At 51.5% G+C, this 24,910-nt stretch carries 23 protein-coding genes; 8 read left to right on the top strand and 15 right to left on the bottom strand.

The genetic code is table 11. The features are described from left to right. Positions 1–14: 14 nt before the first annotated feature. A complete protein-coding gene (mnmL, locus tag EH207_RS01205) occupies positions 15–941 on the bottom strand; it encodes a tRNA modification radical SAM protein MnmL/YtqA (RefSeq protein WP_137712381.1) in 927 nt (308 codons plus the stop codon). A 657-nt stretch (positions 942–1,598) separates the two neighbouring features. On the opposite strand from mnmL, the gene gltB reads away from it, so the two are divergent. Together gltB and EH207_RS01195 are read left to right on the top strand one after the other, a co-directional pair. Then, the gene (gltB, locus tag EH207_RS01200) at positions 1,599–6,059 is read left to right on the top strand and encodes a glutamate synthase large subunit (RefSeq protein WP_137712380.1); all 4,461 of its coding nucleotides are present in this window, start codon (positions 1,599–1,601) and stop codon (positions 6,057–6,059) included. 9 nt (positions 6,060–6,068) lie between these two features. Next, the gene (locus tag EH207_RS01195) at positions 6,069–7,487 is read left to right on the top strand and encodes a glutamate synthase small subunit (RefSeq protein ID WP_137712379.1); all 1,419 of its coding nucleotides are present in this window, start codon (positions 6,069–6,071) and stop codon (positions 7,485–7,487) included. Positions 7,488–7,601: 114 nt separating this feature from the next. Here EH207_RS01195 and EH207_RS01190 read toward each other — a convergent pair whose 3' ends face one another. Next, entirely contained in the window at positions 7,602–8,555 is a 954-nt protein-coding gene (locus EH207_RS01190) for a LysR family transcriptional regulator (protein ID WP_137712378.1), read from the bottom strand. 199 nt (positions 8,556–8,754) lie between these two features. On the opposite strand from EH207_RS01190, the gene EH207_RS01185 reads away from it, so the two are divergent. Together EH207_RS01185 and EH207_RS01180 are read left to right on the top strand one after the other, a co-directional pair. After that, positions 8,755–9,429, top strand: a complete 675-nt coding sequence (locus tag EH207_RS01185) for an RraA family protein (protein WP_137712377.1) — start codon at positions 8,755–8,757, stop codon at positions 9,427–9,429. A gap of 11 nt (positions 9,430–9,440) precedes the next feature. Beyond that, a complete protein-coding gene (locus EH207_RS01180; protein ID WP_137712376.1) occupies positions 9,441–10,781 on the top strand; it encodes an MFS transporter in 1,341 nt (446 codons plus the stop codon). 54 nt (positions 10,782–10,835) lie between these two features. Here the strand turns inward: EH207_RS01180 and EH207_RS01175 are convergent, their stop codons facing one another. The 6 genes from EH207_RS01175 to zapE all read right to left on the bottom strand — a co-directional run bounded on the left by EH207_RS01175 (position 10,836) and on the right by zapE (position 15,102). Then, positions 10,836–11,249 (bottom strand): GFA family protein, encoded by a 414-nt coding sequence (locus tag EH207_RS01175; protein ID WP_137712375.1) that lies wholly within the window; start codon positions 11,247–11,249, stop codon positions 10,836–10,838. 94 nt (positions 11,250–11,343) lie between these two features. Continuing rightward, positions 11,344–11,847, bottom strand: coding sequence for a ClpXP protease specificity-enhancing factor (gene sspB / locus EH207_RS01170; protein ID WP_137712374.1), 504 nt, complete (start codon positions 11,845–11,847; stop codon positions 11,344–11,346). Positions 11,848–11,851: 4 nt separating this feature from the next. Beyond that, positions 11,852–12,493: a stringent starvation protein SspA gene (gene sspA, locus EH207_RS01165; protein WP_137712373.1), complete on the bottom strand. Its 642-nt coding sequence runs from the start codon at positions 12,491–12,493 to the stop codon at positions 11,852–11,854. Between the two features lie 407 nt (positions 12,494–12,900). After that, positions 12,901–13,293 (bottom strand): 30S ribosomal protein S9, encoded by a 393-nt coding sequence (gene rpsI, locus EH207_RS01160; RefSeq protein ID WP_109053781.1) that lies wholly within the window; start codon positions 13,291–13,293, stop codon positions 12,901–12,903. Positions 13,294–13,308: 15 nt separating this feature from the next. Continuing rightward, positions 13,309–13,737, bottom strand: a complete 429-nt coding sequence (gene rplM / locus EH207_RS01155; RefSeq protein WP_137712372.1) for a 50S ribosomal protein L13 — start codon at positions 13,735–13,737, stop codon at positions 13,309–13,311. Between the two features lie 234 nt (positions 13,738–13,971). Beyond that, a complete protein-coding gene (gene zapE, locus EH207_RS01150; protein ID WP_137712371.1) occupies positions 13,972–15,102 on the bottom strand; it encodes a cell division protein ZapE in 1,131 nt (376 codons plus the stop codon). Positions 15,103–15,325: 223 nt separating this feature from the next. On the opposite strand from zapE, the gene zapG reads away from it, so the two are divergent. The 3 genes from zapG to degS all read left to right on the top strand — a co-directional run bounded on the left by zapG (position 15,326) and on the right by degS (position 18,546). Continuing rightward, entirely contained in the window at positions 15,326–15,730 is a 405-nt protein-coding gene (zapG, locus tag EH207_RS01145; protein WP_137712370.1) for a Z-ring associated protein ZapG, read from the top strand. A 213-nt stretch (positions 15,731–15,943) separates the two neighbouring features. Further along, positions 15,944–17,314, top strand: coding sequence for a serine endoprotease DegQ (gene degQ, locus EH207_RS01140; RefSeq protein WP_137712369.1), 1,371 nt, complete (start codon positions 15,944–15,946; stop codon positions 17,312–17,314). A 146-nt stretch (positions 17,315–17,460) separates the two neighbouring features. Next, positions 17,461–18,546: an outer membrane-stress sensor serine endopeptidase DegS gene (degS, locus tag EH207_RS01135; protein WP_137712368.1), complete on the top strand. Its 1,086-nt coding sequence runs from the start codon at positions 17,461–17,463 to the stop codon at positions 18,544–18,546. Between the two features lie 86 nt (positions 18,547–18,632). On the opposite strand, the gene murA is transcribed toward degS, so the two are convergent. The 7 genes from murA to mlaF all read right to left on the bottom strand — a co-directional run bounded on the left by murA (position 18,633) and on the right by mlaF (position 23,516). Beyond that, positions 18,633–19,895, bottom strand: coding sequence for a UDP-N-acetylglucosamine 1-carboxyvinyltransferase (murA, locus tag EH207_RS01130; RefSeq protein ID WP_137712367.1), 1,263 nt, complete (start codon positions 19,893–19,895; stop codon positions 18,633–18,635). Between the two features lie 52 nt (positions 19,896–19,947). Next, positions 19,948–20,202: a BolA family iron metabolism protein IbaG gene (gene ibaG / locus EH207_RS01125; protein ID WP_137712366.1), complete on the bottom strand. Its 255-nt coding sequence runs from the start codon at positions 20,200–20,202 to the stop codon at positions 19,948–19,950. Between the two features lie 193 nt (positions 20,203–20,395). Next, positions 20,396–20,698, bottom strand: coding sequence for a lipid asymmetry maintenance protein MlaB (gene mlaB, locus EH207_RS01120; RefSeq protein WP_137712365.1), 303 nt, complete (start codon positions 20,696–20,698; stop codon positions 20,396–20,398). A gap of 14 nt (positions 20,699–20,712) precedes the next feature. Then, positions 20,713–21,345 carry a phospholipid-binding protein MlaC gene (gene mlaC / locus EH207_RS01115; protein WP_137712364.1) on the bottom strand — a complete coding sequence of 211 codons (633 nt, stop codon included), beginning with the start codon at positions 21,343–21,345 and terminating at the stop codon, positions 20,713–20,715. Positions 21,346–21,357: 12 nt separating this feature from the next. Continuing rightward, a complete protein-coding gene (gene mlaD, locus EH207_RS01110) occupies positions 21,358–21,909 on the bottom strand; it encodes an outer membrane lipid asymmetry maintenance protein MlaD (protein WP_137712363.1) in 552 nt (183 codons plus the stop codon). 4 nt (positions 21,910–21,913) lie between these two features. Further along, positions 21,914–22,696: a lipid asymmetry maintenance ABC transporter permease subunit MlaE gene (mlaE, locus tag EH207_RS01105; protein ID WP_137712362.1), complete on the bottom strand. Its 783-nt coding sequence runs from the start codon at positions 22,694–22,696 to the stop codon at positions 21,914–21,916. 7 nt (positions 22,697–22,703) lie between these two features. Beyond that, complete coding sequence (gene mlaF, locus EH207_RS01100) at positions 22,704–23,516, bottom strand: phospholipid ABC transporter ATP-binding protein MlaF (RefSeq protein WP_137712361.1); 813 nt, start codon at positions 23,514–23,516, stop codon at positions 22,704–22,706. 377 nt (positions 23,517–23,893) lie between these two features. On the opposite strand from mlaF, the gene EH207_RS01095 reads away from it, so the two are divergent. Further along, entirely contained in the window at positions 23,894–24,856 is a 963-nt protein-coding gene (locus tag EH207_RS01095; protein WP_137712360.1) for a calcium/sodium antiporter, read from the top strand. Positions 24,857–24,910: the final 54 nt, after the last annotated feature.

Below are 24,910 nucleotides of genomic sequence, written 5' to 3'. Positions count from 1 at the left end.
GAAGTCGCTCTGGTTCAGTTATCGTACCGATAGGGTCTGCCCAGCGCCGATCCCTGTACGCCGTGCGTTTGCAAGTAGCGATCCAGCCCGACCATGCCGCTCCAGCGGTTTTCGCACCAAAGCGGCGCCAGCAGCGTCGGGCGGCGGGCGCTGGCTGAGACTCGATGGTAAACAATTTCGGGCGGCGTGTGGCGAATCATCTCACCAGCCATCTCAATATATTGCTCCAGCGTCAGGACGGACAATCGCCCCGCACGCCAGGCTTTGGCCATGATACTGCCTTCCACGATGTGCAAAGGATGAAGCTTAATCCCCTCGACGCCGGTTTCAATCACCTGTTCCAGCGTCGATAAACAGCACCGCGCATCCTCTCCCGGCAGACCGACGATCAGATGACAGCATACGTTCAGCCCCCGTTCGCGGGCACGCCTTACCGTCTGCTGATAACACGCAAAGTCATGGCCGCGGTTAATACGGCGTAATGTTTTATCGCTGCCGCTCTGTAGACCCAGTTCCAGCCAGACTTCATAGCCGTGCTGACGATAGCCGGACAACAGATCCAGCACCGCGTCAGGCACGCAGTCAGGACGGGTTCCGACACATATCCCCACCATTTCGGTTTGTCTCAACGCTTCCTGATACAGGCTTTCCAGCGCCTTAACTTCGGCATAGGTGCTGGTGTAAGCCTGAAAATAGGCCAGATAGCGTTTTGCCCGGTTTACTTTCCCCGCCTGCGCTTCCAACTGTCCGGCAATAGAGCGCTGCCGCATCTGCTCATCGGCAAAAGACGCGACGTTACAGAAGGTACAGCCGCCGCGCCCCAACGTTCCATCACGATTTGGACAATTAAAGCCGCCATGCAGTGAGAGCTTATGTATCTTCTCCCCATAACGACGTTGGAGATTTCCACCAAACATATTGATTAATTTTTGTAATTGCATACTATGTCCAGCCCTTTTGAATGAAGAGCAGCCTACTCTGTCAATCATCCGCACGCGATGACGCGGATCAACCCCATCAATTCCATTAAAATGAATGTTTATTCGCTTTTAGTGCAAATAAAATCACATCTTCGCTGATTAATTTTTCTTATCCACTCACTTGACTTCATTAAAAAATGACGAATAAACGTAAAACAGTGGCATAAATCAAAAAATGCATCTTAAGCAGTGTAAGATGCCAAAAAGCAGGAATATAGCAGCATGTAGCGGAGACATTATGAGGCTGATATAGTGATACAGCTCACAGTTCGATCTAATCCAATATCACTCCCACATCCTGTTTTTACCAAAAAAATCATTATGTTTCATAGATATAATTTAAAATTATACCTTATTAACACATTTTCCATTGATATTTGACCTGAACAGGCTTTCTCGCTAATTTGGGGATCCGCTGGAAGCTTTCCTGATGGGTCCGCGACTCGTCATATTTATGCATTAAACGAAGACTCCCTCTAAAAACAAGTCATTTACCACTTGTGAGACCGTCACGAGAGGCCGAAGAAGAGAGCGGCAGGATTAAGAGTCGCTCGACGCCAAGGTGCTTTCTCGCAGTAGGTTGTGAGAGTCACACAGAGCCTGGGGAGGTTCACTAATATGTTGTACGATGCATCCCAAGAGAGAGACAACTGTGGTTTCGGATTGATCGCCCATATAGAAGGTGAACCGAGCCACAAAGTCGTGCGTACCGCGATTCACGCACTTGCCCGTATGCAACACCGTGGCGCGATCCTTGCTGACGGCAAGACCGGCGACGGCTGTGGCTTATTACTTCAAAAACCCGATCGTTTCTTTCGTCTGGTCGCTGAAGAGCGCGGCTGGCGCTTAGCCAAAAATTATGCCGTTGGCATGATGTTTCTCAATCAGGATGAAGATCTGGCGCTGAACACTCGCCGGATTGTAGAAGAAGAGTTGCAAAACGAAACGCTTTCGGTACTTGGCTGGCGTGAAGTGCCGACCAACCCTGATGTACTGGGCGAAATCGCCCTGTCATCCCTGCCGCGCATTGAACAAATCTTTGTCAACGCCCCGGCTGGCTGGTTACAGAGTGATATGGAACGCCGTTTGTTCATGGCGCGTCGGCGTATCGAAAAACGCATTGAAGACAAAGAATTCTACGTTTGCAGTTTTTCCAATCTGGTCACCATCTATAAAGGCTTGTGCATGCCTGCGGATCTGCCGCGGTTCTATCTTGATCTGGCCGACCTGCGTCTGGAATCGTCAATCTGCCTGTTCCACCAGCGTTTCTCTACCAACACGGTGCCGCGCTGGCCGCTGGCGCAGCCATTCCGCTATCTGGCGCACAACGGCGAGATCAACACCATTGCCGGCAACCGTCAATGGGCGCGCGCCCGTGCCTATAAATTCAAAACGCCGCTGATCCCTGATTTGCAAGACGCCGCGCCGTTCGTCAACGAAACCGGCTCCGACTCCAGCTCATTGGATAATATGCTGGAACTGTTCCTCAGCGGCGGGATGGACATCATCCGCGCCATGCGTCTGTTGGTGCCCCCCGCCTGGCAGAACAACCCGGATATGGACCCCGAACTGCGCGCCTTCTTCGACTTCAACTCCATGCATATGGAGCCGTGGGACGGCCCGGCCGGCATCGTGATGTCCGATGGCCGCTATGCCGCCTGCAACCTGGATCGTAACGGTCTGCGCCCGGCGCGCTACGTCATCACCAAAGACAAACTGATTACCTGCGCGTCTGAAGTGGGCATCTGGGATTATCAGCCGGATGAAGTGGTTGAGAAAGGGCGCGTCGGGCCAGGCGAGCTGATGGTGATTGATACCCGCCACGGTCGTATCCTGCATTCGGCCGAAACGGATAACGATCTGAAAAGCCGTCATCCGTATAAGGAATGGATGGAGAAGAACGTCCAGCGTCTGGTGCCGTTTGAAGCGTTGCCGGACGATCGGGTCGGCAACCGCGAATTCGACGACACGCTGCTGGATACCTATCAGAAGCAGTTTGGTTACAGCAGCGAAGAGTTGGATCAGATCATCCGCGTGCTGGGTGAGAACGGTCAGGAAGCCACTGGCTCGATGGGTGACGACACGCCATTCGCCGTCCTTTCCAGCCGTCCGCGTATCATCTACGACTATTTCCGTCAGCAGTTTGCGCAGGTGACCAACCCGCCAATCGATCCGCTGCGTGAAGCGCACGTGATGTCGCTGGCAACCTGTATCGGCCGCGAAATGAACGTGTTTTGTGAAGCGGAAGGTCAGGCTCACCGTTTGAGCTTTAAATCGCCGATCCTGCTTTATTCCGATTTCAACCAGTTGATTTCACAAGATCAGCAGCATTACCGCGCCGATGTGCTGGATCTGACGTTCGAGCCGGAAAAACAGACGCTGCAAGAGACGATTGAGAAACTCTGCAATGATGCCGAGAACAAAGTGCGTGATGGCGCCGTTTTGCTGGTGTTGTCCGACCGTGGTATCTCCGCGCAACGTCTGCCAGTGCCTGCGCCGATGGCCGTTGGCGCCATTCAGCAGCGTCTGGTTGAAAAAAGCCTGCGGTGCGACGCCAACATCATTGTTGAAACAGCCAGCGCGCGCGATCCGCACCACTTTGCGGTGCTGTTAGGTTTCGGCGCCACCGCTATCTATCCTTACCTCGCCTACGAAACGCTGGCGCGGATGGTGGATAACCACACGATCGACAAACCCTGCCGTGCGGTGATGTTGAACTACCGTAACGGCATCAATAAAGGGCTTTACAAGATCATGTCCAAAATGGGCATATCGACCGTCGCCTCGTATCGCTGCGCCAAACTGTTTGAGGCTGTGGGGCTGCATAAAGACGTTTCTACGCAATGTTTCCAGGGCGTGGTCAGCCGTATAGGCGGTGCCAACTTCAGTGATTTTGAGCAGGACCTGCTGAATCTCTCTAAACGCGCCTGGTTGAAACGCAAAACGCTGGAACAAGGCGGTCTGCTGAAGTTTGTTCACGGCGGCGAATACCACGCCTACAACCCGGATGTGGTCACCACGCTGCAAGCGGCGGTTAAAAGCGGCGAATACAGCGATTACGAACAATACGCCAGGCTGGTGAACGCGCGTCCAGTCGCCACCCTGCGCGACCTGCTGGCGTTGAAACCGCAGGAAGGCGCCGCCATTTCCATCGACGACGTCGAGCCGGTAACCGAGATGTTCAAGCGCTTTGATACCGCGGCGATGTCGATTGGCGCGCTCAGCCCGGAAGCCCATGAATCGCTGGCTGAAGCCATGAACGGTCTGGGTGGCTTCTCCAACTCCGGCGAAGGCGGTGAAGATCCGGCGCGTTACGGCACCAACAAGGTTTCCCGCATCAAGCAGGTGGCCTCCGGTCGTTTTGGCGTGACGCCAGCCTATCTGGTCAATGCCGATGTCATTCAAATTAAAGTGGCGCAAGGCGCCAAACCCGGTGAAGGCGGTCAGTTGCCGGGGGATAAGGTAACGCCGTACATCGCCCGACTGCGCTACTCCGTGCCGGGGGTGACGTTGATTTCACCGCCGCCGCACCATGACATCTATTCAATCGAAGATCTGGCGCAACTGATTTTCGATCTGAAACAGATCAATCCGAAGGCCATGATCTCGGTAAAACTGGTTTCCGAACCGGGCGTCGGCACTATCGCGACGGGCGTGGCCAAAGCCTATGCCGACCTGATCACCATTGCCGGTTACGATGGGGGAACAGGGGCCAGTCCGCTGACCTCCGTGAAATATGCCGGCTGTCCGTGGGAATTGGGTCTGGTGGAAACGCAGCAGGCGCTGGTCGCCAATGGGTTGCGCCACAAAATTCGCTTGCAGGTGGACGGCGGCCTGAAAACCGGGCTGGACATCGTCAAAGCCGCGATTCTGGGCGCGGAGAGCTTTGGATTCGGTACCGGCCCGATGGTCGCGCTGGGGTGTAAATACCTGCGTATCTGTCACCTGAACAACTGTGCGACCGGTGTCGCAACGCAAGACGAAAAGCTGCGCCGCGACCACTATCACGGTCTGCCGGAACGCGTCACCAACTATTTCCAGTTCATTGCGCACGAAACCCGGATGCTGATGGCCGAACTGGGCGTAAGCCGCCTGGTGGATTTGATTGGCCGCACCGATCTGCTGATCGATCTGGACGGTTTTACCGCTAAACAGAACAAGCTGGATCTGTCCCCGTTGCTGCATACCGCCAAGCCTCATCCGGGCAAAGCGCTGTACTGTACCGAGAGCAACCCGTCATTCGACAAAGGTTTGCTTAATAAAGAACTGCTGACGCAGGCGCAGCCGCATGTGGATGCCAAACAGAGCAAAACGCTCTATTTCGACATCCGCAATACCGACCGCTCTGTCGGCGCGACCCTGTCGGGCGTGATTGCCGCCAAATACGGCGATCAGGGGCTGGCAAGCGATCCGATCAAAGCCTACTTCTCCGGCACGGCCGGGCAGAGCTTTGGAGTCTGGAACGCAGGCGGCGTCGAATTGACGCTGACCGGCGACGCCAATGACTACGTGGGCAAGGGCATGGCTGGCGGTAGCATTTCCGTTCGTCCCCCCGTCGGCTCTGCGTTCCGCACCCACGAGGCAAGTATCATCGGCAACACCTGTCTGTACGGCGCAACCGGCGGCAAGCTGTTTGCCGCTGGCCGGGCGGGTGAGCGTTTCGCCGTACGTAACTCCGGCGCAATTACCGTGGTGGAAGGCATCGGTGACAATGGCTGCGAATACATGACGGGCGGTATTGTCTGCGTGCTGGGCCGTACCGGTATTAACTTTGGCGCGGGTATGACCGGCGGTTTCGCTTACGTTCTGGACGAGGACGGCGAATTTCGTAAGCGCGTCAACCCTGAACTGGTAGAAGTGCTGGGTGTGGAGCAGTTGGCGATCCATGAAGAGCATTTGCGCGGCCTGATCACCGAGCATGTGCAGCACACCGGTTCACAACGCGGGGAAGAGATCCTCGCCAACTGGCCGGTATGGGCAGCGAGATTTGCTCTGGTGAAACCGAAGTCAAGTGATGTGAAGGCGTTGTTGGGTCACCGTAGCCGTTCCGCAGCCGAGCTGCGGGTACTGGCGCAGTAAGAGGTCATCATGAGTCAAAATGTTTACCAGTTTATCGACTTACAGCGCGTTGATCCGCCCAAGAAGCCGCTGAAAATTCGTAAAATTGAGTTTATTGAAATATACGAGCCGTTCTCGGAAAGTCAGTCAAAAGCACAGGCGGACCGCTGTCTGTCATGTGGTAACCCCTATTGCGAGTGGAAATGTCCGGTTCATAACTACATTCCAAACTGGCTTAAACTGGCGAATGAAGGCCGCATCATCGAGGCGGCTGAACTGTCACACCAGACCAACAGCCTGCCGGAAGTCTGCGGCCGCGTTTGTCCTCAGGATCGCCTGTGTGAAGGTTCCTGTACGCTGAATGACGAATTCGGCGCCGTCACCATCGGTAACATTGAACGTTATATCAATGATAAAGCGATCGAAATGGGCTGGAAGCCTAATGTCTCGAACGTGCAGTCAACCGGTAAGCGCGTCGCTATCGTTGGGGCGGGCCCGGCGGGGCTGGCCTGTGCCGACGTACTGGCGCGCAATGGCGTACAGGCGGTGGTGTTCGATCGTCACCCCGAAATCGGCGGTCTGCTGACCTTCGGTATCCCGTCCTTTAAGCTGGAAAAAGAAGTGATGGTCAAGCGCCGTGAAATTTTCAGCGGCATGGGAATCGAATTCCGTCTGAATACCGAAGTGGGTAAAGACGTTCAAATGAAAGACCTGCTGGATGAATATGATTCGGTGTTCCTCGGCGTGGGGACGTATCAGTCCATGCGTGGCGGGCTGGAAAACGAAGACGCGCCAGGCGTTTACGATGCCTTGCCGTTCCTGATCGCCAACACCAAACAGCTGATGGGTTTCGACGCCTCTGACGAAGAGCCTTATATCACCATGCAGGGCAAACGCGTGGTGGTGCTGGGCGGTGGCGATACGGCGATGGACTGCGTACGTACTTCCGTTCGTCAGGGTGCGGCACACGTAACCTGCGCCTACCGCCGCGATGAAGAAAACATGCCGGGTTCCAGGCGTGAGGTGAAGAATGCGCGTGAAGAAGGCGTTGAATTCAAATTCAACCTGCAACCGCTGAGCGTTGAGATCAACGGAGCAGGAAAGGTTTGCGGCGTCAGAATGGCCCGCACGGAATTAGGGGCGCCTGACGTCAAAGGACGCCGCCGACCTGAAATCGTCGAAGGTTCAGAGCACGTGCTGGAAGCCGATGCCGTCGTTATGGCATTCGGTTTCCGCCCGCACAAGATGGAATGGCTGGCAGAGCATAGCGTTGAACTGGATGACCAGGGACGTATTATTGCGCCGGAAGGCCATGACAACGCCTTCCAGACCAGCAATCCGAAAATCTTTGCTGGCGGCGATGCCGTACGTGGTTCCGATCTGGTCGTTACCGCCATTGCAGAAGGCCGCAAAGCGGCTGATGGTATCCTTAACTTCCTGGAAGTTTAAGTCGTCTCATCAGCCAATTTTCTCAAAAAGGGCAAGCACAGGCTTGCCCTTTTCTATTGTTATGAGCTTATGACGCAATCCACGATTATCAGAATAATATTCCTCGGCAGGTAATCAATTCGCCGTCAAACTCTCAATCATGTTTTGCGTATAAAATTCGATACCCGGTATTTCTCTGGTTAACAGCCCGGATAATTCATTTAATAAAGCGACCAGCTTAACAACGCCTTTTTGCGTACTTTTCTTCTGGGTTTTATGCATAACCATATAAACCACTCGGCTGGGCGGATGACAGTTTTGAGCCAAACGAAACGATGCACATCCGTGCTGCTTTTGAGCAAATAAAGCCGTCGAGCTGGGGACAATTGCCCAGTCGGTTCTGTGTGATAATAAGCTGATGATCAGATGTCCATTATCAAATTGCGCATTGAAACCATGAACACGGCCAAACCCCTGCATATGCCAGCGTTCAAAATCCTCATCCCAGCGGACATAATACTCATCTTTAACCTGAAGCTGCTCAAGCCTAACGTCTTCTTTTCCCGCCAGTATCGAGGTCGGAAGACACAATCCGACCATGGGCTCGCTGTATAATTTAAAGCTCATGGTGTTTTGAGATTTTAAATCCGAAAAGGAGAACCCGACATCAATTAATCGTTTTTCAATCAGGCTAAAAATATCAATTGAGTGGGTTGTCACGATTTTCACATTCATCTTATTTTTGTTATTAATAAGCGCCCGATAAAGCGGTGTAAATATGGCAAAATTTATACTATTAAGACAGCCTATTGTTATATTTATTCTTGATTCATTTGTTTTTACATTTTCTATTTCCAGAAAAAAGTCATACCATTTTTCAGCAATTTCAAGAAAGGAACTGCCTGCCTCTGTCAGCTTTATTTCTCTGATTCCTTTATTTCGTTCAAACAGGTCAAATCCCAACTCATTCTCAAGCACTTGCAATCGCTTTGTCACGGTGGATTGGGCAACAAATAGCGCCTCTGCTGATTTATTAATACTCCCGGCTTTCACAATGGTCAAAAATGTTTTTAGCGAGATAGCATTCATTTTTTCACCTACACATATTCCAAAGGTTGATATTTAATATTTATTATTTTCTCTTTACACAAAAAGCCCTAACAATTAAATATGTCACTACCTTAATCCACCAATAATTAATTACCGCTATCTTTATTCGACAGATCACATATTAATTTAATTTTTTAGATGTACGTCACAATTTTAATTAAGTTAAACCGGAGTATTTATGTCAAACCACGGATTTCAAATTAAAAAAAATTTTAATAGACCACAAAAAAATTTAATAGATGAATTCAAAAAACTACCGGCTGCAAATATTGGCGACGTAATGAATCGCCAGTTTTGCCTGAGCAATAAAATCAAGCCCCTGAATGAATTAAAGCTTGCTGGCCCTGCCCTCACCGTGAATTTGCGTAGTGGGGATAACCTCCTATTTTATAAGGCAATTGAAATGGCATTTCCGGGTGATGTCATTGTCGTTAACGGGCAAGGCGGCGGAAAAAACGCGCTGATGGGTGAGCTCATGCTGCGCTGGGCGATAAAAAAAGAGATCGCGGGGATCATTATCAACGGATTGATTCGCGATCTGGATTTTATTCAACAATCGCCTATTCCGGTATTTGCTTTAGGGGCAACACCGGCGGGTCCATTTAAAGATGGTCCTGGTGAGATTAATTTTCCTATCTCCATTGATGATGTGGTTATCACACCTGGAGATATGATTGTTGCCGACCTTGATGGTGCCGTGGTTATCAGACAGAACGACCTTGAGTCTGTATTAGAAAAAACCAAGATCATTACGGAAAAAGAAGAAAAGATCAAAGCCAAAATAGAAAATGACGAATGGGATATGTCATGGGTAGATGAAAAACTCTTGGAAAAAAACTGTATTTATTTCTGACGGGAAAAATAATGAATATCACTAATAATAAACCAGGCCGTTTCCGCTGGATCATTGCATCACTAATATTTTGCGTTTATACCGTCGCGGCTGCCGACAGAGCAAATATTGGTGTTGTATTACCTTTTATCCGATCTGATTTCCATATGTCCAACACCGAAGCTGGGGCACTGGCCAGTCTTTTCTTGTTGGCCTATGCAATAGCACAAATACCGAGCGGTTTTCTTTACGCCAAATTTGGTGTGAGAAAGATATTTTCAATATCAATGATATTGACCTCGCTGGCAACGTGCTTTGTTGGGTTATCCAGCTCAATTCTGGGATTGAAAGTATCCAGGTTTATATTGGGATTGGCGGAAGGACCATTACCAATCGGGATTACCTCAACCATTAACCGTTGGTTTCCAACCTCTGAAAAAGGGATTGTCACAGCAATATTTTTATCAGCGGCAAAATTCGGCCCGGTACTCGTGCCACCGTTATGCGCCATCATTATCTATCACTATAGTTGGCATTATGTTTTCTACTTCTTTGCCATTCCGGGCATATTTCTTTCTGTCATCTGGTATTTAATCGTCACTAACTCCCCGCGGGAAAGCAGATTTTGCTCACCGGAAGAGTTAAATATCATTGAAGAGAAGATCCCTACCGGAAAGAGCGCAGGGTACACGCAAAAATCGCAACCCCTTTATGTCAACGAAAACGCATTTCGGTTGTTGGACAAAATCATTCGGACCAAAGAAGTTCCGTTGATCAGTACCAAGAAAGAAATTTTTAAATCATGGAATGTACTTGGCAGTATGCTCGGCTATTTTTTCATGATGGGTATCGTGAACGTTTTACTGACCTGGATTCCCACCTATTTGATGAATGAGAAAGGCTTCTCGGTAATGAAAATGGGCATGATGGCCTCCGCTCCCTGGATTGGCGCGGTGATCGGTAATCTGTTAGGCGGATGGTGTTCCGACAGGTTATTAAATAAACGCAGAAAGCCCCTGATGATGGCATCCGCCATCGCAACCGTGGTCATGATGATAACGCTGATCAACGCACCAGATAACCCCATCATACTCGGCGGACTGCTGCTAACCGGGATTCTGTTCAACCTGGGTTTCTCTGCCTACATGGTTTACCCCATGGCGCTCACAACCAAAGACGTGTTTCCTATTGCCGGTTCCATTATCAACACCGGAGGACAGTTGGGTGGCGCGGCATGTCCTTTGATCGCAGGACTGCTGCTGGATAACTTCAGTTGGGGTTATGTATTCGGTTTTATGGCGCTCTGCTCGTTTCTATGCCTGCTGGTGCTATTGACCATCAACGAACCGATACAGACCAAGACATCGGCCTGACGACGTTTACAGCGCATACCAGGGCAGCTCAGGTTGCCCTGGCTACTGGTGCCGTTACGTATTGTAAAAATCGATAATCTGTTGCTCTGTCAGTAAGCGGGTCTTTTCGGCAAAGTTGTAATAACCCGGTTTATTATCGATATAAATCTGGGATACCAGGGTCTTTTCGGTATCATCGGCAAAAAAACCAGCCGGGATCGCATAAATATTCGATCCTTGTAGACGATAGAACAGATGCGTACCACAAATACGGCAAAACGCCCGCTCCGCCCACTCGGAAGACTGCCAGACAGACATATTTTCCTCGCCTATTATCTTGATTGCCGGGTCTTTGCATTCGATAGCCATAAGAGGCCCGCCCCCCCCCCATGTCTGACACATTCCGCAGTGGCAGGCAGTCACATCGGTTACCTGATGCGTGGTGGAAATCGTCACGCCGCCACACAAACAATGACCTTGATGATTCATTTTCCCCTCCTTCACTAACACGGTGAACAGAACAGGCATGCTGCGCCAGATGCAAAAAGGGCACAGTCGCTGTGCCCTTAATGAGTCCGATGCTCTATTTAACGACCCGCAATGATGGCCGTCCCCCTTTGGGGGGCTGCGGCGGATCATCATCAGGATGACCGTCGTCATCCGTCACATCGGTGTCAGGCTTATTATCAACTATCGACATCACGTTGCCGGAATTAGCATCTTCATCTTGAAAGTCTTCGAATTCGCCTGCTGATTCGTAAGCGGGCTCTGGCTCAAACATGGTGCCGGCGCCGTTTTCACGGGCGTATATGGCCAGCACCGCCGCCATGGGAACATAAACCTGACGTGGAACGCCGCCGAACCGAGCGTTAAAACGGACGCTGTCATCAGCTAACTCCAAGCCACCAACGGCACGGGGAGCGATATTCAGCACAATCTGCCCATCACGGGCAAACTCCATTGGCACCATAATGCCAGGCAAAGTCACATCGACCACCAGATGGGGCGTCAGTTGGTTATCCAGTAACCAGTCATAAAATGCCCGCAGCAAATAGGGACGACGTGGAGACAGTTGAGACAACGCCATTCGTTTAACCTCTGGTTTGCAAACGCATTTCACGTTCTGCTTCCGTCAGGGAAGCCAGAAACGCATCACGCTCAAAAACGCGTGTCATATAGCCTTTCAATTCTTTCGCACCAGAACCGCTCAATTCAATCCCTAATTGCGGCAAACGCCACAGCAGCGGCGCCAGGTAGCAATCAACCAGACTGAATTCTTCGCTCATAAAGTAAGGCGTTTCGTTGAAAACTGGCGCTATCGCCAGCAACTCTTCACGCAGTTGCTTGCGAGCGGAGTCCGCTTCCTGTGTACTGCCTTGTGTAATTTTCTTTAATAAAGAATACCAGTCGTTCTCAATGCGGTGCATCATCAGACGGCTGTTACCACGCGCGACCGGATATACCGGCATGAGTGGCGGGTGGGGAAAACGTTCATCCAGATACTCCATGATAATACGCGATTCATAGAGCGTCAGTTCTCGATCAACCAGCGTCGGAACTGAACCATAAGGATTGAGGTCAATAAGATCCTGCGGCAGATTATCCATGTCCACCTGCTCAATCTCGACACTCACACCTTTTTCCGACAGTACAATGCGGACCTGATGGCTAAAAATGTCGGACGGACCAGAAAACAGCGTCATTACCGAACGTTTGTTGGCAGCGACAGCCATGAAAACCTCCAAGTTTATCGAGAAAATACGGCGAATAACCGATCTGCTATGAGCCTGTAAACCCATGCTTTGCATTTTTGTCACTCAGCGTCGAAAAAACACCTGACAAAATTAGTCGTTTTCAGAAAAAAGCCTTAGCGGGTAAACAGGTATAAAATCGGCAAATAGTTTATCAGATTTTGTTCGTTCTGTGGGGATATAAGCACAATTCCATCATTAACAGACTGAAAAAAAACATTATATTTTTGATGGAATTAATTCTTAAGGCGTTAAAAATTCTCGGAAGAAATTTTTAACCTCACGCGGTGACGGCCAGTAGAATGGCGGGCAAGGATAGCCCCAGCCATAAAAAACCCGGTGACCAGCACCGGGTTTTCGCATTGATTCCGCTGAAAAACAGCAAGAAATTAACGCTTGGAGAACTGAGGACGACGGCGTGCTTTACGCAGACCGACTTTCTTACGTTCAACCTGACGAGCATCACGGGTAACGAAACCAGCTTTACGCAGTTCGCTACGCAGGGACTCATCATACTCCATCAGCGCACGGGTGATGCCGTGACGGATCGCCCCAGCCTGACCGGAGATACCACCACCTTTAACGGTGATGTAGAGATCAAATTTACCAACCATGTCGACCAGCTCCAGCGGCTGACGAACTACCATGCGGGCAGTTTCGCGACCAAAGTACTGTTCCAGACTACGCTGATTGATAACGATATTACCACTGCCCGGTTTAATGAATACGCGAGCGGCGGAGCTTTTGCGGCGACCAGTGCCGTAGTATTGATTTTCAGCCATTGCCTATAATCCCGATTAAATGTCCAGAACTTGCGGTTGCTGTGCCGCGTGATTGTGCTCGGTGCCCGCATAAACTTTCAGTTTACGGAACATGGCACGACCCAGCGGGCCCTTCGGCAGCATGCCTTTAACCGCGATTTCAATCACACGCTCAGGACGGCGGGCAATCATCTCTTCAAAGGTCGCTTGTTTGATACCACCGATGTGACCGGTGTGATGGTAATAGATCTTGTCAGAACGCTTGTTGCCGGTAACAGCAACTTTGTCCGCGTTCAGAACGATGATGTAATCACCCGTATCAACGTGCGGGGTGTATTCCGCTTTATGCTTGCCGCGCAGACGACGAGCCAGTTCAGTAGCGAGACGGCCTAAAGTTTTCCCGTTCGCATCAACAACGTACCAGTCGCGTTTTACGGTTTCTGGTTTAGCTGTAAAAGTTTTCATTAAAAGCTTACCCAATAATTAGTTACACGCAGGTGTTCACCCAACGCTCGAAAACAGTTGAGGCTCACACGACCATCAAGTCCAGCAAACCTACCCCTTCGAATAGCCATTGCCGGCACTATAAAGTTTTTTGGGAAAAAAACTTTGTTGTAACGTGGGGTCGCAGGATTATAGAGAAGTCGCTCCCAAAGATCGACCTTTTTCACGCGCAAACCAAGAAAAACCGCCTTTCGCTTACGCTAAATGCGGCTGGCGTAAATATGCTTCGCTTTGCATTTCCTGCAAGCGGGACAAACAGCGTTGAAACTCAAACTTTAGGTGTTCACCCTGGTAGATCTCAAACATAGGAACCTGCGCGGAGATAATCAGCTTCACCCGCCGTTCGTAAAACTCATCCACCAGCGCCAGAAAACGCCGGGCGGTGTTCTCTTCCTGCGTATCCATGACGGTAACGTTGTGCAGCAAGACGCTATGGTAGAGGCGGGAAAGGGCGATGTAGTCATTTTGGCTGCGGGCCTCCTTGCACAGCGTCGTGAAATCCACAGCCAGCACCCCTTCACTTTCACTCAGCGTCTGTAACGGATGATGGTTAATTTCCAGAACCGGCTCCGGTGTTGTCATTTGATGCCCGGACAACCGGGTAAACATGCGCCGCATGGCCGTGTCAGTCTGTACATCCAGCGGCGTCAGATAAAGATGCGCCTGGGTTAACGTCCGTAGACGGTAATCAATGCCCGCATCGACATTGCAAACTTCACAATATTGCTTAATCAGCTCAATTGCCGGCAGAAAACGCGACCGTTGCAAACCATTGCGATAAAGTTCATCCGGTGAAATATTTGACGTCGCCACTAGCGTAATCCCTCTGGCAAACAGCTCACGCAACAGTTCAGCCAGCAGCATCGCATCGGTAATATCCGAGACGAAAAACTCGTCAAAACACAGCACATCGGTTTCGGCTTTGAAACCATCGGCAACCTTTTCCAATGGATTTTCCTGCCCTTGCAGCTGATTCAGTTCCTCATGAACCCGTAGCATAAAACGATGAAAATGCAGCCTTAATTTTCGCTCACCAGGAAGACTTTGAAAAAACATATCCATCAGCCAGGTTTTTCCGCGCCCCACGCCGCCCCACATGTATAATCCCTGCACCGGCACCACAACACGCCTATCGCTCAATCCCAGCCAGGAACGCCATTTTCCCAATCTGCCGGACCTGTCATCCACAGAATATGCAGCTCGCTCGCACAGCGCCTGATGCAGGTTTTCCAACCGCATGACGGTTTGCCGCTGTACGTCATCAGGTTGATATTCCCCGGCGGATAGTGTCTGCTGGTATAGCGTCAATGGTGTCATTTGCTGCATAGTGATCGCAATCCCTGAGAAAAAAAGTTAATGGTGTTTTGTCGCGAGTTGCCGTCGATTTGAATCGTAATCGTAGCAGTTAACTGCCCTGGCGCCCGGGAGACGTCAACATTCCCCGAAGTCATCGCGCCTGAGGATTCCACTCTGACAAGGTTAGCGGTTATAGTGACTATTATTAAGTAAAAAACCCTACGTGGACAACGAAGTCAAAATAGGAGTCATTATGACCTGGGAGTATGCGCTGATTGGTTTAATTGCCGGTATCATTATTGGTGCTATCGCCATGCGTTTTGGCAACCGTAAGCTGCGGCAACAAGAGGTACTGCAAAACGAGCTTGAGAAAAGCAAAGCCGAGCTGGAAGAATATCGTCAGGAGTTGGTCGGACACTTTGCCCGTAGCGCCGAACTGCTGGATAATATGGCTCACGATTACCGTCAGCTTTACCAGCACATGGCGAAAAGCTCCAACAACCTGCTGCCGGATGTCCCCGGTCAGGATAACCCGTTCAAATATCGTCTGACGGAAGCCGAAGCCGATAACGATCAGGCGCCGGTTGATATGCCGCCGCGCGACTATTCGGACAGTGCATCAGGCTTACTGCGAGGCGACCGCCCAACCCGCAAGTAAACGCGACGATGATGATTTTCGTGTGAGGTTTCATCAAGCCTCACGCCTTCTCTTTTTCCCGCTGCAATCGCGCGACGTAGGCTAACGTTACAATCTACTGACGAAACACCAGTGAACTTTACACACCAAACGTCAGTCTGACTCTTCACCCTCTGTTTAAGTTTATATATCATCATTTTATTCATCCGCTGGTTGTGAGAGAGTTAATCAACAATGAAGAAAAAATCTTTATTATTTAGTGCACTGGCAATGAGCATAAGCTTAATCCTATCCACGCCCCCTGTGGCGAATGCCGCGTTGCCTTCCGTGATACAAGGACAACCGATGCCGAGCCTGGCGCCGATGCTCGAAAAAGTCTTGCCCGCGGTCGTCAGCGTACATGTAGAAGGCACACAGGTGCAGCGCCAGCGTATACCGGAAGAGTTTAAATTCTTCTTCGGTCCCAATTTCCCAACCGACAAACAAAGTTCACGTCCGTTTGAAGGGCTGGGCTCTGGCGTCATTATTGATGCGGCCAAAAGCTACGTTCTGACCAATAACCACGTCATCAACAATGCAGATAAAATTCGCGTCCAGTTAAATGACGGGCGTGAGTATGAGGCCAAACTGATTGGCCGTGACGAACAAACGGATATCGCCCTGCTTCAACTGGTGAACGCCAAAAATCTGGTTGCCGTCAAAATGGCGGATTCCGACCAACTGCGCGTGGGTGATTTCGCCGTCGCGGTGGGTAACCCGTTCGGCCTCGGACAGACGGCCACTTCCGGTATCATTTCCGCGTTAGGTCGCAGCGGGTTGAATCTGGAAGGGCTGGAAAACTTTATCCAGACCGATGCCTCCATCAACCGCGGTAACTCCGGCGGCGCATTAGTCAACCTCAACGGTGAACTTATCGGAATCAACACGGCCATTCTGGCGCCGGGCGGCGGAAACATCGGCATCGGATTTGCCATTCCCAGCAACATGGCGCAAAACCTGGCTCAGCAGTTGCTCGAGTTTGGCGAAGTCAAACGCGGCGTGCTGGGTATCAAAGGCAGCGAGATGACTGCCGAAATGGCCAAAGCCTTCAAGGTCGACGCACAGCGCGGCGCATTCGTCAGCGAAGTGTTGCCAAAATCCGCCGCTGCCAAAGCAGGTATCAAAGCAGGTGATGTGCTGATCACGCTGGATGGTAAACCCATCAGCAGCTTTGCCGAACTGCGCGCCAAAATAGGCACCACCGCCCCCGGTAAAACCGTGAAAATCGGTTTGCTGCGTGAGGGTAAACGGCAGGAAGTGTCTGTCGTACTCGACAATAGCGCAACCTCTACCACCAGCGCGGAAACCCTGTACCCAGCCTTGCAAGGCGCATCCATGACCAACGGACAGTTGAAAGATGGCAGCAAAGGCATACAAATTGATAATGTCGCCAAAGACTCCCCAGCCGCACAGATTGGTTTGCAAAAAGGCGATGTCATCATCGGTGTCAACCGTGAGCGAGTGGAAAACATTACCCAGCTCCGTAAGCTGCTGGAGGCCAAACCGTCTGTACTGGCTTTGAACATCGTTCGAGGCGACGAAACGATTTATCTGCTTCTGCGTTAACCAGCCGCGGAGAGATTTCTGCATGCTATTTCGCCGAACATCGCACACCAAGCCAGCCTGAAAAAATCGGACACAGTATCCTGCTGTGTCCGGTTGTCTCGTGTTATCCTCGGCACCATATTCCTCTTACACAGTAAAACGCGCTTATGCTTGTTAAGTTATTACGCTCCACCCTGCTTGGCGTAATCGCCGCTGGCATTCTGCTGGCCGTTTTCCCCATGCTGCGTCCTGCATCATGGCAGAAAACCGATAACAAACCGGCCTCTGATACCCCGGTCAGCTATTACGAGGGGGTCCGCCGCGCCGCGCCGGCCGTGGTTAACGTCTACGACAAAGTGCCCAATTCAGATCAGACAGCCGAACTCAATATCAGCACGCTGGGTTCCGGCGTCATCATGAGCGACAAAGGTTATATTTTAACCAACAAACATGTCATTAATAACACACAACAAATTTTGGTTGCACTTCAGGATGGCAGACTCTATGAAGCCATGGTTGTCGGCTCGGACAGTCTGACCGATCTGGCCGTCTTGCAAATCAACGGCGTCAATTTACCGGTCATCCCGATCAACGCCGATCGCATCGCGCATGTGGGCGATGTCGTGATGGCTATCGGTAATCCCTACAATCTGGGACAAACCATTACTCAGGGGATCATCAGTGCAACCGGACGCGTAGGACTGAGTGCCGGCGGACAGGATAGCCGACAAAATGGCCGCCAAAACCTATTACAGACCGATGCTTCCATTAATCACGGTAACTCCGGCGGCGCGTTGGTCAATACGCTGGGCGAACTGGTGGGTATCAATACGCTCTCCTTTGAGAAGGGTAACGACGGCGAAACGCCAGAGGGGATCGGTTTCGCCATTCCCGTAGCGCTGGCAACCAAGGTGATGGGAAAACTCATTCGCGACGGCCGCGTGATTCGTGGTTATATCGGCATCAACGGGATACAAATAGAAGATATCGAAAGTATCGCAAACGGCAGCAAACAAGGGCGTCCCAACGGAATTCTGGTCAGCACGGTTGACCCCGGCGGCCCGGCGGATAAAGCCGGTATCCGGATCAGAGATATCCTGGTCAGCGTCAACAACAAGCCGACACGCTCTGTTATCGAAACCATGGATCAAATTGCAGAAATACGGCCCGGAACGGTGGTGCCCGTTGTAGTCAAGCGGGATAATAAAGAAATCCGATTAGACATGACGATTCAGGAGTTTCCGGCCAACTGAATCCTGAAACCGGAATCACAAAAGGCACGCACAAACCGGGTGAAACCTCACCCGGCAGCTACCCGCAACACCGCTATCGAACTCGCTTAATCGTGCTCTTTCACACGCTCGATGTTCGCCCCTAACGCGCGTAATTTATCTTCAATGCGATCGTAACCGCGATCGATATGATAGATACGATCAACGGTCGTTACCCCTTCGGCAATACATCCTGCCAACACCAGACTCGCTGAAGCACGTAAATCTGTTGCCATAACCTGCGCACCGGACAACTTTTCCACGCCGTGGCAAATTACCGTGTTGCTTTCAATTTCCGCCTGCGCGCCCATGCGGATGAGCTCGGGTACATGCATAAAGCGGTTCTCGAAAATCGTTTCAGTAATGACGCCGGTGCCTTCCGCCACCAGGTTCAGTAGGCTGAACTGCGCTTGCATATCTGTTGGGAAACCAGGATGCGGCGCGGTACGGATGGTCACCGCTTTCGGCCGTTTCCCATGCATATCCAGGCTGATCCAGTCCTCGCCGATTTCGATTTCAGCCCCTGCCTCACGCAGTTTAGCCAACACCGCATCCAGCGTTTCCGGGCGAGTCTGACGGCAAACCACTTTACCGCCGGAAACAGCGGCGGCGACCAGGAATGTCCCGGTTTCGATACGATCAGGCAGCACGCGATGGACGCCGCCGCCCAAACGCGCGACCCCTTCGATAATCACTTTGTCGCTGCCCGCGCCGCTGATTTTAGCGCCCAGTGTGTTCAAAAAGTTTGCCGTATCAACTATTTCCGGCTCGCGCGCGGCGTTCTCGATAATGGTGGTGCCTTCGGCCAGCGTCGCTGCGCTCATGATGGTCACCGTGGCCCCCACGCTGACTTTATCCATCACAATGTGCGCGCCTTTCAAACGACCATCGACAGAAGCCTTCACGTAGCCTTCTTCCAACGTGATCTCCGCCCCCAATTGCTCAAGGCCATTGATGTGCAAATCCACCGGACGCGCACCGATCGCGCAACCGCCGGGCAAGGAAACCTGACCTTGTCCAAAGCGCGCCACCAATGGCCCTAACGCCCAAATTGATGCACGCATGGTTTTCACCAGATCATAAGGCGCACAAAAAATATTCACCCCACTGGCGTCTACCTGTACCGAACCGTTACGTTCAACGCGCGCGCCCAACTGAGTGAGCAACTTCATTGTTGTATCAATGTCCCGCAATTTTGGCACATTCTGGATTTCTACCGGCTCTTCAGCGAGCAAGGCAGCAAACAGAATCGGCAGTGCGGCATTTTTGGCCCCGGAGATGGTGACTTCACCTGTTAGCCGGGTTGGGCCCTGCACACGAAATTTATCCATAATCGCTGTTTCTCAATGTTTCAATTCAATGTTGCATCATACGTCCGCAAATTTAAAAACCATTCAACTTGCGATCGCGCTGCCACTCTTCTGGCGTATACGCCTTGATCGACAACGCATGAATACGGTTATCCACAATATATTCCGTCAGCGGCGCATACACGGCCTGCTGTTTTTTCACCCGACTCATGCCAGCGAAAAGCGCACCTATGGCGATAACCTGAAAGTGGCTGCCATCACCGGTAACATGGGCTTCCTCCAGCGCCAGCGCCTTCATCAGCACATCTTTAATTTCGTTATTTTCCATCGCTCTCGATTTCTATGCCAGGGGGGATGATAATCAGGCTGGTATCTTAGATGAATACCACGCTATCTTAAACAAAGAAATCCCCTAAAAATTGCCGGGCGTGATTTTGACGCCGCTTGTGACGGCCCGAAGGGTGGCGGGCAGAGAGCCCGCCTTAAACAAGGGGATTCCGATATCCCTTCATCAATGGCGATCAGGCCATTTGAGACACGGGGATGATTTCATTCAGGTTATAAAGTGCAATCAGCGTTTTTAGCCGTTCGCCGGCCCCAACAATTTTCAGCCAGCCGTCTTGCTGAGACGGCTGGTGATAAAAATGCATCAGTAAAGCCAGCCCCGCCGAGTCAACACGTTCCAGACCGGAAACATCCAACGCCGTTTTACCCGCCAGCAGTGTCTCCCGCTGTTCCCAGAGCGGAAGCAGCGTTTCGCGATCCAGATCGCCGGTTAACACCAGCGTCGATTCCTGTGACTGCCAGCTCAATGCATTCGCCATGTCTCTGCCCAGAATTAATTGTTTTGCTTATCCAGCGTGATCGGCCGTTTCGCCGCCGCCTCTAGCTGTTGGGTCAGGCCATCAACGCCTTTTTGACGCAATGTCGCCGCCCATTCATTTTGCTTGGTCGTAATCATACTGACGCCTTCGGCTATCATGTCATAAGCCTGCCAGTTACCGGTTTTGCTATTTTTACGCCATTGGAAATCCAGACGCACCGGCGGGCGGCCGCCGCTATCAATGATTGAAACGCGGATGGAAATAATATCGGCATTTCCCAGCGGCTGATCGGGCGCAATCTGGTAAGTCTGACCGTGATATAACGCCAGGGCTTGTCCGTATGCTTGCTCCAGATAAGCTTCAAATGCCTTGAAATAGGCATCGCGCTGTTCAGACGTCGCCTCTCTGTAATAGCGTCCCAGTACCAGCGCCCCGGCGTAGCGCACCTGTACATACGGCAACAACTCTTCACTCACAATCGTACGCAGGTAATCCGGGTTTTGCTTGATACGCGGCTGTTCAGTTTTCAACCGGTTAAAAGTCTTTTCTGCCGCTTCTTGCATCAAACGATAAGGATTTTTTTGATCAGCAGCGTTGGCTAATGGCGCCACCACCAGTAAAGCCACCATCAGTAAACGTTTAAACATGCAGATATCCTCTTATGGATGTGGAGTAACAGGCTGGCTCTGAGGTTCAGGCGATGCTGGCCCGGAACCTGCCTGACCTGCATTATCCTCGCTATTGCCGCCGCTTCTATATAAGAATTGACCGATGAGATCTTCCAATACCAGGGCGGACTTGGTGTCCTGAATGACACCGCCGTCTTTCAGTGTTGACGTGCCCATCTCTTCATCCTCAAAACCGACATTCATGGCCAAATACTGCTCGCCCAGCAAGCCGGAAGTGCGAATTGCCAGAGAACTGGTATCAGGAATGTGGTCATAGCGCTGCTGAATATCCATCGCCACACGGGGAAGGTAGGTTTTCTCATCAAGCGAGATATCCACCACCCGTCCAATCACCACGCCGCCAATTCGTACCGGTGAACGCATTTTCAGGCCGCCGATATTGTCAAACGTCGCGTACAAACGGTAGGTGGGCTCACTACCGATCGACTTGAGATCGGCTACCTTCAGGCACAAAAAGAGGATGGCGCACAGCGCAATCAGCAAGAATGCGCCAACCCAAACTTCATTTTTCTTTGTTTGCATTGAATCAGTTCCCAAACATCAGTGCTGTCAGCACAAAATCCAATCCCAACACCGCGAGCGATGAATGCACAACGGTACGGGTGGTCGCCCGACTGATCCCTTCTGAAGTAGGAATCGCATCATAGCCGTTAAACAGTGCAATCCAAGTCACGGTAATCGCGAAGACGATACTTTTAATCACGCAGTTCAGTATATCCTGCCGCCATTCGACGGCCCCCTGCATGGCAGACCAGAAAAAACCGCTGTCGATGCCTTTCCAGTCAACGCCAACCAGCGCCCCTCCCCAGATACCGACAGCGACAAAAATCACCGCCAGTAACGGCATACTGATCAGCCCGGCCCAGAAACGCGGCGCCACGACGCGGCGTAGTGGATCAACCGCCATCATTTCCATGCTGGACAACTGCTCGGTCGTCTTCATCAGACCAATTTCCGCCGTCAGCGCCGATCCGGCCCGACCGGCGAACAGCAGCGCGGTGACCACAGGGCCGAGTTCACGCAGCAGAGAAAGCGCCACCATCATGCCCAGACTGGCTTCCGCGCTGTAGGTGGTCAGAACAAGATAACCTTGTAAGCCGAGAACCATACCGATGAACAGACCGGATACCATGATGATTAACAGGGACTGAACACCGACGCTATACAGTTGTTTGATCAGCAGCGGCCACTGTTTCCTGAATTCAGGCTTGCCCACCAACGCATTAAACAGCATCAGTCCAGCACGGCCAAACGAGGCACAGGTAGAAATTCCCTGACGTCCCAACGACGCCAACGCCTGTAATAACATAAGTCCGTTAACCCCCTGAACCTAACAGCGCGGTTTTATAATCATCCGCCGGTAAACGAAAAGGGACGGGACCATCGGCAATGCCATCCATAAACTGGCGCACCCGGGGTTCGTCGTTCATTTTCAGTTGTTCCGACGTACCTTCCGCCACGACGTGCCGTTCGGCAATGATATAGGCGTAATCGGCAATGCTCATGACTTCCGGCACATCATGGGAGACGATAATGCAGGTAACACCCAGCGCATGATTCAGTTCATCAATCAGTTTGACCAGAGTTCCCAGCGTTATCGGGTCCTGCCCGACGAAGGGCTCGTCGAACATGATCAATTGCGGATCGAGCGCGATTGCCCGCGCCAACGCCGCGCGCCGCGCCATCCCGCCGGAAAGTTCCGCGGGCATCAGATTGGCCGCCCCTCGCAACCCCACCGCCTCCAGCTTCATCATCACCGTGCTGCGAAGCAACGGCTTCGGCAGCCGGCTGTGCTCGCGCAGCGGCCAGGCGACATTATCAAACACGTTCAGATCGGTAAATAACGCGCCAGACTGAAATAACATGCTCATTTTCTTGCGGGCGTTATAGAGATCGGTGCGCGACAACGACGGAATATTGTCGCCGTCAAACCAGATTTCCCCGCTGTCCGGCTGAAGCTGCCCTCCAATCAGGCGCAACAATGTCGTCTTACCGATACCGGACGGCCCCATAATCGCGGTAACCTTCCCTTTGGGCACATTCAACGTGATATCTGTAAAAATCTGCCGTTCTCCGCGCCGAAAGCTCAGACCGCGAATCTCAACCAGATTGACACCATTATGATTCATTATTTCATATTCCTTGCCGATCAACGTGTTATCTACGATCCTCTGTTTTAAACGAATAGCGATAATGCGTCCTTATCTCTAAATCCTAATGGCTGATACTCTGCAAAGCCCGAGTTTTACAAAAACTTACCCTAAGTTCTTGTCTAAAATGGCCGAACATCACCGCCATAGGTTTTACTTTTCCGTCTTACACAGTCAGAATTAACGCTGATGATGGAAACGTATTTTATTTGAAATTCATCCAGAAATGCTGGTTATAAACTTATATACCTCAATAATTCGAGTTGCAGGAAAGCGGCAAGTGAGCGCAGCCAACGCTCATGCAACTTGAAGTATGGCGAGTATAGCCAGTGATTATACCTTAAAAAGGACGCTGAATGCTTTTTGCGACGGTACTGCTGTTCGTTGGTTTAATATTGCTGGTATATGGTGCCGATCGTCTGGTGTATGGCGCCGCCATTCTCGCGCGCACCATCGGCCTGCCGCCTTTCATTATCGGTCTTACCATCGTCGGCGTCGGGACATCGCTGCCCGAACTGATTGTTTCCGTAACCGCCGCATTAAACGATCAGATCGACATGGCGGTCGGCAACGTACTGGGCTCGAATATCGCCAACATTCTCTTGATTCTCGGCAGTGCGACGCTCATCCGCCCCCTGGCCGTTCATTCAGAACTGTTGCGCCGGGAATTTCCGCTTATGCTGCTGATCACCGTTTTATGTGGCTTTTTATTACATGATAGCGACCTGAGCCGCACTGACGGCATGATTCTCCTGACCACCGCCGGGCTGTATCTGTTCCTGATAATCCGCATGACGCGTCTGGCGCAACAAGAAGGCGTGGATAGCCTGACTCGGGAGCAGTTGGCTGAACTGCCCCAGGAAGACAGTAATCAAACGGTCGCCATTTTATGGCTGATCCTCGGTCTGATTATTTTACCGATGGCCGCGCGTATGGTGATCGATAATGCCACCGTGTTGGCCCGCTATTTTAATATCAGCGAACTGACCATCGGCCTCACCGTGCTGGCGATTGGCACCAGCCTGCCTGAATTGGCCACCGCCATTGTTGGTACGTTGAAAAAGGAAGATGATATTGCGCTGGGCAATCTCATCGGCTCGAATATTTTTAATATCGCCATCGTGTTGGGCGTACCGGCGCTGCTTTCACCCGGCGCAGTCAATCCCCTTGCCTTCCGGCGCGACTATTGGGTCATGCTAGGAGCCAGCACGATACTGGCGGCGCTGTACCTCAGCAGGAAACGCCGTATCGGACAGGGCGCGGGCGCGCTGTTACTCTGTGCGTTTTTCGTTTATCTCTCGGTGCTGTTCTTTGTGTAATTAGCGAATGGCTGGGTTAACCCGAACATCAGCGCATTCACTAACAGCATCAAA

This window comes from Brenneria rubrifaciens, assembly GCF_005484945.1.
Lineage (GTDB): Bacteria > Pseudomonadota > Gammaproteobacteria > Enterobacterales > Enterobacteriaceae > Brenneria > Brenneria rubrifaciens.
The sequence above is the reverse complement of the archived record's forward strand: the minus strand, read 5'-3'. Positions and strand labels throughout refer to the sequence as shown.